General features: G+C 72.6%; 13 protein-coding genes. 7 read left to right on the plus strand and 6 right to left on the minus strand.

The annotated features are described in order from the left end of the window. Positions 1-661: 661 nt before the first annotated feature. Positions 662-1,093 (minus strand): hypothetical protein, encoded by a 432-nt coding sequence (locus tag D7I43_RS31505; RefSeq protein WP_120332206.1) that lies wholly within the window; start codon positions 1,091-1,093, stop codon positions 662-664. Between the two features lie 528 nt (positions 1,094-1,621). On the opposite strand from D7I43_RS31505, the gene D7I43_RS31510 reads away from it, so the two are divergent. From D7I43_RS31510 to D7I43_RS31535, 7 genes are all read left to right on the plus strand, one after another. Continuing rightward, positions 1,622-1,936, plus strand: a complete 315-nt coding sequence (locus tag D7I43_RS31510) for a hypothetical protein (protein ID WP_120332207.1) — start codon at positions 1,622-1,624, stop codon at positions 1,934-1,936. A gap of 487 nt (positions 1,937-2,423) precedes the next feature. Then, positions 2,424-2,861 (plus strand): MarR family winged helix-turn-helix transcriptional regulator, encoded by a 438-nt coding sequence (locus tag D7I43_RS31515; protein WP_240033307.1) that lies wholly within the window; start codon positions 2,424-2,426, stop codon positions 2,859-2,861. After that, positions 2,858-4,183: an APC family permease gene (locus tag D7I43_RS31520; protein ID WP_120332209.1), complete on the plus strand. Its 1,326-nt coding sequence runs from the start codon at positions 2,858-2,860 to the stop codon at positions 4,181-4,183. The genes D7I43_RS31515 and D7I43_RS31520 overlap by 4 nt, the downstream gene beginning before the upstream one ends. A 53-nt stretch (positions 4,184-4,236) precedes the next feature. Continuing rightward, positions 4,237-4,878, plus strand: a complete 642-nt coding sequence (locus D7I43_RS33960; RefSeq protein ID WP_240033309.1) for an MFS transporter — start codon at positions 4,237-4,239, stop codon at positions 4,876-4,878. Next, on the plus strand, positions 4,875-5,534 hold the full coding sequence (locus tag D7I43_RS33965) for an MFS transporter (RefSeq protein WP_240033310.1): 660 nt from the start codon (positions 4,875-4,877) through the stop codon (positions 5,532-5,534). Before D7I43_RS33960 ends, D7I43_RS33965 begins: the two co-directional genes overlap by 4 nt. Before the next feature lie 68 nt (positions 5,535-5,602). After that, positions 5,603-5,968 carry a PadR family transcriptional regulator gene (locus D7I43_RS31530; protein ID WP_120332210.1) on the plus strand — a complete coding sequence of 122 codons (366 nt, stop codon included), beginning with the start codon at positions 5,603-5,605 and terminating at the stop codon, positions 5,966-5,968. Beyond that, positions 5,965-6,960 (plus strand): serine/threonine-protein kinase, encoded by a 996-nt coding sequence (locus D7I43_RS31535; protein ID WP_120332211.1) that lies wholly within the window; start codon positions 5,965-5,967, stop codon positions 6,958-6,960. Before D7I43_RS31530 ends, D7I43_RS31535 begins: the two co-directional genes overlap by 4 nt. 110 nt (positions 6,961-7,070) lie before the next feature. Here the strand turns inward: D7I43_RS31535 and D7I43_RS31540 are convergent, their stop codons facing one another. The 5 genes from D7I43_RS31540 to D7I43_RS31560 form a co-directional block, all read right to left on the minus strand. Further along, positions 7,071-7,535 carry a hypothetical protein gene (locus D7I43_RS31540; protein WP_120332212.1) on the minus strand — a complete coding sequence of 155 codons (465 nt, stop codon included), beginning with the start codon at positions 7,533-7,535 and terminating at the stop codon, positions 7,071-7,073. Next, on the minus strand, positions 7,499-8,752 hold the full coding sequence (locus tag D7I43_RS31545; RefSeq protein ID WP_120332213.1) for a nitric oxide synthase oxygenase: 1,254 nt from the start codon (positions 8,750-8,752) through the stop codon (positions 7,499-7,501). Before D7I43_RS31545 ends, D7I43_RS31540 begins: the two co-directional genes overlap by 37 nt. Beyond that, positions 8,749-9,984, minus strand: coding sequence for a tryptophan 2,3-dioxygenase family protein (locus D7I43_RS31550; protein ID WP_120332214.1), 1,236 nt, complete (start codon positions 9,982-9,984; stop codon positions 8,749-8,751). The genes D7I43_RS31545 and D7I43_RS31550 overlap by 4 nt, the downstream gene beginning before the upstream one ends. Next, positions 9,981-11,009, minus strand: coding sequence for an aminotransferase class V-fold PLP-dependent enzyme (locus D7I43_RS31555; RefSeq protein WP_120332215.1), 1,029 nt, complete (start codon positions 11,007-11,009; stop codon positions 9,981-9,983). The genes D7I43_RS31550 and D7I43_RS31555 overlap by 4 nt, the downstream gene beginning before the upstream one ends. A 125-nt stretch (positions 11,010-11,134) precedes the next feature. Further along, entirely contained in the window at positions 11,135-11,479 is a 345-nt protein-coding gene (locus tag D7I43_RS31560; protein WP_240033311.1) for a tryptophan 2,3-dioxygenase, read from the minus strand. Positions 11,480-11,640: the final 161 nt, after the last annotated feature.

Raw genomic sequence — 11,640 nt, forward strand, 5'->3', positions numbered from 1 at the left:
GCCCGACTCATCCCCGTCCAGCCCGACCAACACGACACCGACCAGACCAACGCGGCACCGATCGCCGCCTAACATCAGACCGGATCCCGCGATGGCCGTCTCTTACACCACCAGCGCGGACGCGACCTCACCGCGTTGGTTGACGCGCTCGGCCTCACCGCTGCGGTGCACGCTGCCGACCCTGCGGGACGGCCGCACCGGGCGCTGTGGGATGCCGCGGCAACCGTCATGCTCCTACCGGCCCTGGTCCGACGTCGCTGGGACGCAGCGCCCAGCATCGCCGAGCTGCTCGCGGTAGCCGGGGTCGCGATGCCAACCACCTCGGCGGTGGACGCTCCACCTCACGCCGCGCTGTTCTGAGCAGCGAGCTATCGGGATGAAAGGCGACGCAAGTAGCAGCTGTAGGTTGTCCGTCCTGTCGCGCACCTCAGGTGCGGCGGTCAACCGGCCGTCACTCGGTGACGGAGGTCCGCCGTGCGGGCCTGCCGCACCGTGCGCACCTCACCGGCTGCGCGCACTGCGCCGATACCTCGTGGGTGACGACGCGGTGTGGGCGGTGGGCGGCGGGCGCGCTTCCTGCTGTTCGCGGCGTCGAGTCGGGTGGGTCGGGGCGGTGGTGGCGCGTCTGTCTCCGCAGCGGTTGCGGGGCGGCAAGTCGGAGTTACTTGCCGGAGCCCGCAGCGTTGGAGCCGCTGTCGCGCACGGCTTCCTCGAGGTGGAGGAACTCGTCGATGATCCGGGCGAGGCTGCGTCTGGATCTTGGGTTGAGTTTGTCGAACGACCGGGCCATGACGCGCGCTTCTCGGCTTGTCGCTTCGGGTTCGTCGTCGCCGAGGAGGTAGCCGGCGGGGACGCCGAAGAACTCGGCGAGTGCGCGCAGTGTGGTGGCTTTGGGGTTGATGCGGGGGGACCGTAGGAGGTTGCGGATGCCTTCTGCGGTGATGCGGTGTCCGCGCTTGGTGAGTTCCCGGGCGACTTCGGCCTCGGTGTAGGGGGGGCGGTCTTCGCTGGTGGCTTGGAACAGCTCGCGGAGTCTGGTCTGGATCAGCCGGGAGGTGACGTCTTCGACCTGGTCGTCAGGGGTGTCGCTCACGGAATCCTCCCAACTGCGTTTGAAAATGAGCCAACTGCGGTTGACGACGCTGGTGATCCGTGTTTAGCTCTCGGTATCGCTTCGGCAACTGCGGTTCGGATGTATCGAACTGAAGTTGGTTGGAGCGTAGCGGATCGGGTCGCCGTGCGCGACATGGCGTTCCGGTGCGCGGGCGACGGCGTCAGAGGGGGACGTGTCGTCGCCACGGGGCATGTGTCATCCGGCCCGCACGGGAGGTTGCGGCAGCGAACCTGGCCGTCGTTGTACGCCGATCAGTGCCGCGCCGAGCGCCTCGGATCGAGGCGGACGTGCGGGAACTGGATGAGCATGGTGCCCAGCCCGCCACCTCGCCCTTCCACCCCCGTGGGGGTGAGGTGGTGGGCGGGGGTCCCGGCGGGTGGGGAGAGGGCCCCGCCCGCCGGTCCCCCCGGTCCCGAACAGTTGGCGCTTGCGCCCAGGACGCCTGTAGAGGGCCGCCGAGTAGTAGCTCGGCGCTGCCCCTTTGGCGTGTGAGGACGAGGAAGGCTCATGATCAGACGACGGCAGGCGGATCCGGTTGAGAGTTCATCTCGGGTAGGCCGACGCGGGCGTCGCGTCGTCAGACGACGTCGCAGCACATCGAACACCGCGTCTACAGCGCCGCTTGACAGGGTCAGCAGCAGCCTCCGCCGGCTGCGTGCCGAGATCGATGGTCTCGTCGATCGGGAAGCCGACAAGCCCGCCGAGCTGCGCCGAACGTCCCTGGTAGACGTGCACCACCAACTGCGCCTGCTCGGCCAGCGTGTCAACGCCGCGCTCGGCCCGCAGCCGTCCGCGACGAAGGATCCACAGCAGCAGCCCTGACGCCGGGTCGCGGCGGCGGGCAAGCCCGTCCGCGTTCCGGACGCGTCGCCGCCCCGGGTACCTGCCGTGCTTGAGGCCAAGCAGTCCGAGCGGGCTTCTTCTGATCCGCGTCGTCGCGCCGTACGACAGCGCACACCGCGCGGGCGTGCCACCGCTGCGCCGGTTCTCGGTCCAGGCCTCAATGGCCGCTCAGACCGACGAATGACCTGATCTATCCGGTGATGTCACGGGCCACACCGGAGACCTATCGCACCGACGAACGGGGTTTCACCATGTCTAGCGAACGTTCCCAGCGCAGGTCGATGCCGCAGCCGCCGTCGCCAACCGGTCGCGGCGGCGATCGACGCCGGGGTCGGGACCGCAATACCGTGCGCCGGCATCCGTGGCACCGGTGGTCGCGGTGAGCGCCGATACCCGCCGCCGAGCGGCAGGAATCTACCGGCCCCCGGTCAACAGTCCCCCCGCACGTCGGCCTGAGCCTGACCCGGTGGCGCAGTTGTGCCGCACCGCCAACGCCCTGCGCGCGGACGTTGAACGCACGGTGCTGCGGGAGGCGGGACTGACCTGGACCACCTACGACGTGCTGATGCTCGTCTGCACCCGCCAGGTCGTGGAACCGCCGGCCATCGCTGCGGAGGCCGGGATCAGCAGGGCCACCCTCACCAACGCGTTGGGTCTGTTGAGCGACCGCGCTCTCGTGCGCCGCGAGCTGCATGAGCATGACCTGCGGCGGACGGTCGTGCGGCCTACGCACGCGGGTATGGCGCTGGCGGAGCTGCTGCGCCAGCGGGCCGACGCGCGACAGGCCGACCTGTTCGCTGCCCCTGGCATGCCGAGCGAGGCAGACGTCGCCCAGGCGCTCACGGTCCTCGCGAACCGTTTCCACCAGAGCGCCGGCGCCGTGACCGAGGAACGGTTCCAGTGAGCGGCGGCATCGGCGCCGCGCGAGGCACGGCGCTGTGCGTCGGTGCCGTCCTCGGACCCGGAGTCTTGGTCCTGCCGGCTGTGGCGGTGCGCGCCGCCGGCCCGGCCTCCCTGCTGGCCTGGGCGGCGCTGCTGGGCGTGTCGACGCTGGTCGCGACGTCGTTCGCGGCGCTCGGCGCCCGCTATCCCAACGTCGGCGGGGTGTCCGCTTTCACCAGGCGGGCGTTCGGCGACGGCGCCGCGGCCGTCGTGGGCTGCTGGCTGTTCGCGGCGGTGCCGGCGGGCGTGGTCGCCGGGGCCGTCGTCGGCGCCCGCTACATCACCACGGCGCTGCAGGCCCCGCCGGCAGCGGTGGCGGGGACCGTGGTGGCGCTGCTGACGGTGGTGTATGCGGCCAACCTGGTAGGGCTGCACCTGTCCGCGCGGGTGCAGCTGGTCCTCACCGGCGCCGTGGTGGCGTTGCTGATCGCGGTCGTCGCCGTGGCCGGACCGCGTGTCGACCCCGACCGGATCACCCCATTCGCGCCCCACGGAATGGCGGGGATCGGCAGCGCGGCCGCGGTGTTGTTCACCTCCATCTGCGGGTGGGAGGCCACCGCCAACCTGTCCGCCGAGTTCACCCACCCCCGGCTGGTGCGACGGGTGGCCGGCGCGAGCCTCGCCGTCATCGTCGTGCTCTACACCGGCCTGGCCGTCTGCACCGTCGGGGTTCTCGGCGACCAGGCCGGCGACACCCCGGTGCCGCTGATGCGCCTTCTCGCCCCCGCCGACCAGCCGTGGGCAGCCGGCGCCGTCGCGGTGGCGGCGATGCTGCTCACCGTGGCGGCCAGCGTCACCTTCGTCGCCGCCGGCGCCCGCACCGGGGTAGCCCTGGCCCGACACCGCGTGCTGCCCGCTGGGCTCGCGGCGACCTCCGGCGGGCAGCCCCGGCGCAGCGTCGCCGTGCAGGCCGGCGCCGCCACGATCGTCGCCGTGGCCGCCGCAGCAGCACCACGCCTCATCACCGTGGAGACACTCATGCGGCTGTTCGCCGCGCTGCTGGTCTGCGTCACGCTGATCGGCCTCGCGGCGGCGGTTCGCCTGCTGCCCGAGCCCCGCCAACGTGCCAGCGCCGCGGTAGCCGCGCTCGCCGTCGCCGCCGTCGCCGCGCTCAGCGGACCGTTCCTGCTCGCCCCCGCCGCGGTGGCCGCCGCCATCCTGATGCGGCGACGCCGAACCTCCACACCGCCTGCGGTGCGACCGCCGGCAGCGGACGCGGCGGGGCAGGACGGGGTCAGCAAACTGCTCCCGTATCCCACGGCGATGCTGGCCAGGCTCCGATGACCACCCACACGCCGCCGGCCGCGCCTGCCTCGGCCGGCGATCTCAACCCCACGGTGTCTGCGGCGGGGTGGCGATGGGGCGTCCTGTACGGGCCGGCCGTCTACGGGGTCAGCGCCGCCGCCGCCGCCCTTCCCGACGCCGCCTGGCACCTCCACACCCGTGGACCCGGTGTGGCCTGGCTCCTGACCGCCTACGCCGCCAGCGTCGGTGTCGGCGCGGTCACCGCCGGGCGCCTCGTCGACCTGCGAGGCAGCCGACCGGTCCTGCTGACCGCCGCGGCATCGCTCACCGTCGGCGCGCTGGTCTGCGCCGTCGCTCCCACCCTGCCCGCCGTGGTCATCGGCCGCGTCCTGCTCGCGGTCGGCTCAGGAGCACTCATGGCCACCGCGCTCGCCGGCGTGGCCCAGCTGGCCGGCCGGCGCCAGAAAGCCCTTGCCGCCTTCGGCGCCTGCCTCGCCGGATTCTCCGCGACCGCCCCGCTGGCCGGAGCGGTCGCGGCGCACGGGTCGTGGCGGGCGGCGATGGTGCTGCCGGTGCTGTCCCTCGCCGCTGTTCCGCTGTGCTGGTCCCTCACCGCCCGCTCGCGGCGCCGCGATCCGGTGGACTGGCTCGGCGCCGGTCTTCTCGCGGCCGTCGCCGCGGGACTGCTCCTGACCGTGCAGACCGCCGCCCAACAAGCCGCCTGGGCACGGTGATCGCCGCCGTCGCCACGGCAGCCGCCGCCGCGATTCTGGCCCTACGCCACCGCGGCCACCCCGCCGAGATCCCGCCCCAGGGGATCCTGTCCGCTGCCTGGTTCCGGCGCGCGGCGATCACTGGCGCTGGCGTGTACGCGGGCCTGTTCGCCGTCATCTTCGCCGCTCCCCACCTGCTGAGCCGGCAGGGCCACAACACCATGAGCATCGGTGCGCTTCTCCTTCCCGGCGCGGTGGTCGGTGTGGTGCTGGCCCGGCTCGCCGCACGGGCAGCCCGCCGCCCGGCCGCCGGGCGCGTGCTGGCCGGAGTGAACCTGCTGGTGGCCGCCGCGCTGTGCTACACGGCGGTCGACCCGCGAACCTGGCCGGTCGCGGCAGCCTGCACGGCGGCGTTCACCGCCTCGGCCGTCGCGCAGATACTGCTCACCGCGCACATCACCGACAACGCCAAGGTCCACGATCGCGGCGGCGCGATCGGCCTGCTCACCCTCGCAACCTTCCTCGGCGGCGGATGCGGCGCCGCGCTGTGCGCTTCCCTGTGGCAGGCGTGGGGGCCGACCGTGTCCCTCGCGGCCGTCGCCGCCCTCCCGGCGGTCGGCGCCGCCGCGGCCTGGCCGACGGCACACGCCCTCCGCGTCGATGGCAAGGCGGCCTAGACCGGCCGGGCCAAGCCACTGTTGGCGATTTGTCCCTGTCATGCCTTCGTGGTCGATATATTGCGGGGGTGGATACACCGCTGCGCGAGCCGACCTTTTGGATCCTCACCGCTCTCGCCGGTCGGCCACTGCACGGCTACGGAATCATCAGCGAGGTGGCTTCGCTGTCCGAGGGCCGGTTATCGATGAGGCCCGGCACCTTGTACGGCGCGCTCGACCGGTTGATGGACGCCGGTTTCATCGAGGTCGACGGGGAAGAGGTCGTCGACGGTCGCCTGCGTCGCTATTACCGCCTCTCGCGCAGCGGCAGCGCGACCCTCGCCGCCGAAACCGAGCGCCTGCGGCACAACGTGGAGGTAGCGACCACTCGTCTGGGCACCCTGACGCCCGCCACCCGGCCCATCACCCCGCGTGCCGTGGGAGGATTGGCATGAGGGACTTGGAGCGCCGCTACCGGCACCTGCTACGGGCCTATCCCGCCGGCTACCGCCAGGCGCGGGGCGCGGAGATCGTCGGAACCTATCTCGACCTGGCAGCACCCGAGCGCCGTTGGCCGTCAATCCTTGACGTGGCCGACGTGCTGGCCGGGGGTGTCCGGGAGCGCCTGCGCGCTGCCGGCGCCGCCGACCTCATCCCCGGCGTGCGCCTCGCCGCTGTCCTGAGCTACACCACCGCGACCGCTCTCGCTGGCTTCTGGGCCACCGCCGAGGTGGTCACCACTTCACGTGGGTGGGGCGCGCCGGCCTTCGGGCCTTTCGCTACCACCGGGATCGTCGTGTGGGCCGGTTGGCTGCTGGCCGCAGTCGTCCACGTCCTCGCCCCGGCCCGGTGCAGACGCATCGCCATCGGACTGGCACTGGTGCTCACCGCCACCGTGGTGCCCGTCGCCGCCGTGCTCGACCTACCTCGCCCGTTCCTGTTCGTTCTGCTTCCCCAAGCGACGCTGGGCTTGCTGGCGCTGGCGGTTCCGTCCCACACGCCGCAACGCCACCGCTTCATCCCCCTGGCGGCAACGCCAGCGACATCCCTCGTCGCAGTCGGCGTCCTGTCCGGGGAAAGCACGTGGTTCTACCGGTTCAGTTATGGCGGTGCCTTCCTCCCGGAGACCGGCGCGGTCCTGCTGGTGACCGCCATGCTCGCGGCGGCCGTGCTGTCCCTGCGCGGCGACGCCCGAGGCATATGGGCTCTCCTTGTCCTACTCACCCCGGTCGGACTGCTCGGTCTGTATCCCCTGACCGAGAACATCGCGCCCGTGGTCGGCGCCAGCTATGCCGACTTCCGCGTCATCACCGCGACAGCCGCCGCCGTATTCATGCTGGGCGCAATCCCGCTGGCTGCGGCGATCGCGATCCGAGCACGCGCCAGCGCGACGGCCACTCCTGCGGCAGCACCCTCGCACGCCCGGTGTCCGACCTGCGGCAAATAGCGTCCACGAAACGCGGCTCACGGTGCGCAGACTCGTCGGGGTCTTGCCCGCGCCTCGCGAGTCGCAGCGGCGTAGGTGGCTGGGGCCGCTGTAGCGGCCCCAGCCACCGCTCACCAGTCGCCCACGGCGGTGAACCCGTAGTAGCGGCCCATATCGATGCGGACCCAGACGTAGAACTTGGTGCCGTCCTTGACGTTGGTGGCGAGGTTGCGCCACTGGCCGACGGGAACGTGGGTCCAGTAGTTGCAGGTGGCGCGTCCGTAGAAGTTGATGCAGGCGTCGAAGGGGCCCCAGTCGGTGCCGTTGCCGGTGTTGCGGATCTGGATGTCGCGGCACTGGCTGGTGGTGCGGTAGTAGCTGGGGTACTTGGGGTAGCTGATGACCTCGGGGCCGTCGTACTGCATGAATGCGTCGGCGGCGGCGAGCTTGGCGCTGTACGGCGCGGAGCGGCAGCCGGCGGCCTGAGCGGGTGCGGCGACGGCGACGAGGCCGGCGGTGACGGTCGTGAGGGTGACGGCCGCCGCGGCCAGGCGGGTCCTCAGCCGGTGCGACCGTGCGGTGTTGCGTGCGGACATGTGTCCTCCCTGGTTCGGTTGGGTGTGGCGGCAGCGGCCGGGGGGACGTCGGCGTGCTGACGCGGCGAGGGTCCATGGCCGTGCCTCGGGGGGCCGGCGGTGAGGGCGAGGCTGCACGGGTCCGGTCGGAGCGCCGGGGTGGGCTGGCTGGTGTCGTGGTAGCGGCTCCAGGAGGGGTCCTGGGGTGTCATCGGATACGAGTTGAGCCAGCTCCAGTCGCCCACGACGACCCGTCCGGCTGTCTCCTCGTGCTGCACGAAGCGGGTGAACGCCCGGCTTTCCCGGTGGTGGTCGGTGATGGACACGCCCGCGGTCTCGAAGCTGTGCAGGACCGCCTCGTGGAGGGTGAGGAGGGCTTTGTCGGCGCGCAGCCGGTCGCGCTCGGGCAGGCCGAGGCCGGCGACGATGGCCGGGAGTTGGTGGTAGCGGTGGTGGTCGGCGAGGTTGCGGGTGGCGATCTCGCTGGCCATGAAGGTGCCGCTGAACGGCGCCGGGAACCGCAGGCCACCGAAGTCGAGTGACATGTTGCTGATGACGGGCACGGCGGGCCAGCGCAGGCCGAGGTCGGCGATCCACGGGTGGTCGGGGTGGTGGATCGGCACCTCGCGGATGTGCGCCTGGTCTGTCGGGAGCAGGTGCAGCCGTCCGTCGGCGGTGGCGGCGATCCAGGGTAGGAGGTCGAAGGCGCTGCGGTAGGCGGGGCCGGGCCAGCCGAGGTCGACGGCGAGCGCGGTCAGGGCCTGGTTGGCGGGGTCGCCGATGACGCCCCCGTCGGTGGGCCAGGCCGCGTAGCGGGCCAGCTGGGGGTTGACGACGCGCACCGGCGGCGGGGTGGATCCGGTGGCGGGGGCGAGGACGGTGAGCACGGAGCGGACGCGTCCGCCGTTGGTGGCCTCGTCGAGATGCCCGGCCAGCTCCCGCCCGACCTTCTCCGGCGTGGTGGCGTGGCGGCGGTCGCGGACGACGAGGCTGGACCAGCGGGCCCGGCCGATGCAGCGGCCGGCGTTGCGCCAGGCCACCCGCGCCCCGTAGGCCAGCTCGTCGGAGGTCGGCCGCCACGTGCCGGTCGCGTGGATGTCGGCGCGCACGGTGCGCCACCGCTGGGCGAGCCCAGGCGCGCCGGTCTCGTCGTGCCATTGGCGCAGAAAGCCGTGCGCGTGCACGAGCAGATCGTCGTGGGTGTCGACCGGGTGCGGTGGGACCGTCGCGGCGGTCATGGCTGCCCGTTCCCGGGTGTGATGGGGTCACGGCTGCCGAAGACGGCGGTGTCGCGGCCGTGCAGGAGGTAGGGGGTGCCGGGTGTGGCGCCGGTGCCGGGCTGGTCGGTGCCGAGCATCCGCACGGCGAGGCGGTAGTGGGTGCGCCGCCACTGGTGCACGGCGGCGGTGAACCGGTGCATGCCGTCGGCGAGGGCCGGAACCTCGGCGAGGGTGCGGTGGTCGGCGCGGATCGCGGTCAGGGCGTCGTCGAGGCTGATCTGTCCGCTGCGGATGCGGGCCCGCACGTCGGGCACGGACCGGTATGCCGGCGAGTGCAGGCGCTGCGGGTCGGGTGTGCGGCACAGCGACTCGACCAGTTTGTAGGCGCGGGACTGGATGGCGCTGGCTCCGTCGGTGTGCACCCGGAACCGGTGGAAGGCGTGCGGTTGCATGGTGGCCAGCAGCGACCACAGCGGTGCGGTCTCCCGCAGGAGCGTGGCGGCCAGTGACAGGCGGATGCCGGCGGCGGGCAGGCGGTTCTCGCCCGCGGCGGTGACGACGGCGGTGAGGTCGACAGCGAGGAGCCCGAAGGTCAACTCGAACGTTTGCAGGGTGCGGATGAACAGCCATTCGTCGTGAACGTTCGACACCGGCAGCATGGTGGTCCGCAGCGCCAGCCGGTCAGCTGAGGTGCGGTCGATGCAGGTCATGGTGACAATCCGGCGGGCCAGCGCCACCGGGTCGTCGACGGCGCGGACGTCGAAGCTGAGCCGGCGCAGGGCGGGGCCGGCGGCCCGCACCGCGTGGCGCAGGCGTTTGCGGACGACCAGCGGGGCGGGGGGTAGCTGACACGTCGGCGTGCCGGTGCCCTCCAGGGCGCGGAGCTCGAAGGCGATGAGGTCGGCCAAGAGCAGGACGTGCAGGCGGTCCCGGCGGGCCAGCAGCCGGTCTGCCGGGCCGGTGTCGCTGTCCGGGTCGGGGATGGGCAGCAGGGGCAGGGCGAGGTAGGAACGGTAGTCGAACCGGCCGTCGGCCTTGTCCAGCGCGGTGTCCAGGAAGGCGGCCAACTGTCCCCGCGGCCCGGACACCTCGGGCAGCCGCTCGCGGGCAGCATCGAGCAGGGCCGTCCACGCCTCGGGTACGAACTGCTTGCCGTGGTGCTGGTAGGCGTCGACCACCCGGTCGTAGGGGAAGCGGTGTGTGGTGGGCTTGCGCTGGGCCAGCCACCGGTGCAGCGGCTCAGGGTTCATCGCAGCCCCTCCCGTCGAGTGCGGGCGCGGCACCGGTAGGCGGCGACCGCCTCGCACGCGGCGTCGATGTCGGCGTCGGTGGTGTAGGCGTGCATGGCCAGGCGCAGCACCCCGCTGCGGGGCGCGGCGATGACGCCGCGGTGCCCGAGCCAGGCCGCCATCACGTCCGCGTGGGGCTCGACGAGCGCCAAGTGCGCGCCCTGAGCACCGACGTGGCCCGCCAGGCGCACGACCTCGCCCTGAGCGGCCAGGCGCTGCGCGGTCGCGGCGATCAGCCGCTGGGTGTGGTGGCGGACCTGCCCCAGGTCCAGGCCGCCAATCACGGACAGGCCGGCGACGGCGGCGTACACCGCCGCGGCGGCCGGGGTGCCCGTCTCGTACCGGCGGGCGTGCGGCGGAGAGTCCAGGACGGTGGCGCGCATCGCGTGGGGGTCGGTGCGGCCGAGCCAACCGGTGAGCGTCGGCGCCGGTCCGTCGGGGTGGCGGACGTAGAGGAAGGCCAGGCCCGGTAGCCCGAGCAGGTATTTGCCGGCGCCGGTCACCAGGTAGTCACAGCGCAGCGACTCAACATTGAGGGGCATCACGCCGGCGGCCTGGTAGGCGTCGACGAACACCGCCGCGCCCGCGTCGTGCGCGGCGTCGGCGATCCGCGCCACGTCGAGGCGGATGGCGTCGCGGTAGGTGACGGCGGGCACCGACACCAGCCCAGTGCGGCGGGTGATCTGCGACAGGTAGTCGCCGGTACGCACCGCACCGCCGGGCGAGCCGACCCAGCGCACCCGCGCTCCCGGCTGGTTCAACCAGGTGTGCGCGATCCCCGGGAACTCGGCGGCCGTGGTCAGGATGTCGCGGCGTCGCCGCCACCGGCGGCCCGAGGCCGCCTGGTGAGCGGCGACGCTGGCGTTGGGCAGGACCGCGACCTGGTCGACGTCGGCGCCGATGAGCCGCGCGAACAACCGGCGAGCCTCGACGACCTGCTCCTCGCACGCCTGCCAGAAGCCGGGCCGGGACAGGTCTTCGAGCATCCGGGAGAGAGCCTGGTCCCCGTCGAGGGTGCGCGGGGCGATGCTGCACGCCGCCAGGTGCGCGCCCACCGAGGGTGTGGCCAGCCGCTGCCGCAACAACGCGGGAGAGTTCAGGGTTGCCACGCTCATGCCTGCCCCCGCTGGGGGCAGACACCGTGCGAGGACGCCTGCGTCAGTGTGGTCCGCGCTTCCCACAGCGTCGGGAATCGCCGGTGGCTGATGAGCGAGGCAAGGCTGTCGACCGGCATGCGGCGGGTGCCGAGCACACCGTGGCCGATGACGCGGGTGGCGACGCTGTAGTGCTCGGCACGCCACAGCGCGATCCGCTCGTCGAACCCGACGAGGGCCTCGGCGAGCCGGTACAGCGGATCCGACGGCTGACCCCGATACACGTCGACCGCCGTGACGCGCAGCGCGGACAGCAGCCGGCTGAACGCGATGTCCAGCTCCGTGGTCGCCGAACGCAGCAACCGCCACCCCGGGGACTCGAACCCGGACCCGTTACGGTCGCGTCCGCGCTGGTGGTGTAAGAGACGGCCATCGCGGGATCCGGTCTGATGTTAGGCGGCGATCGGTGCCGCGTTGGTCTGGTCGGTGTCGTGTTGGTCGGGCTGGACGGGGATGAGTCGGG

The organism is Micromonospora globbae, assembly GCF_003610785.1.
GTDB classification, from domain to species: domain Bacteria; phylum Actinomycetota; class Actinomycetes; order Mycobacteriales; family Micromonosporaceae; genus Micromonospora; species Micromonospora globbae.

Coding starts and splice junctions, on each gene's coding strand:
- D7I43_RS31510 (WP_120332207.1), top strand. CDS start 1,622: ATGATCAGACGACGGCAGGCGGATCCGGTTGAGAGTTCATCTCGGGTA.
- D7I43_RS31535 (WP_120332211.1), top strand. CDS start 5,965: ATGAGGGACTTGGAGCGCCGCTACCGGCACCTGCTACGGGCCTATCCC.
- D7I43_RS31540 (WP_120332212.1), bottom strand. CDS start 7,535: ATGTCCGCACGCAACACCGCACGGTCGCACCGGCTGAGGACCCGCCTG.
- D7I43_RS31545 (WP_120332213.1), bottom strand. CDS start 8,752: ATGACCGCCGCGACGGTCCCACCGCACCCGGTCGACACCCACGACGAT.
- D7I43_RS31550 (WP_120332214.1), bottom strand. CDS start 9,984: ATGAACCCTGAGCCGCTGCACCGGTGGCTGGCCCAGCGCAAGCCCACC.
- D7I43_RS31555 (WP_120332215.1), bottom strand. CDS start 11,009: ATGCTCGAAGACCTGTCCCGGCCCGGCTTCTGGCAGGCGTGCGAGGAG.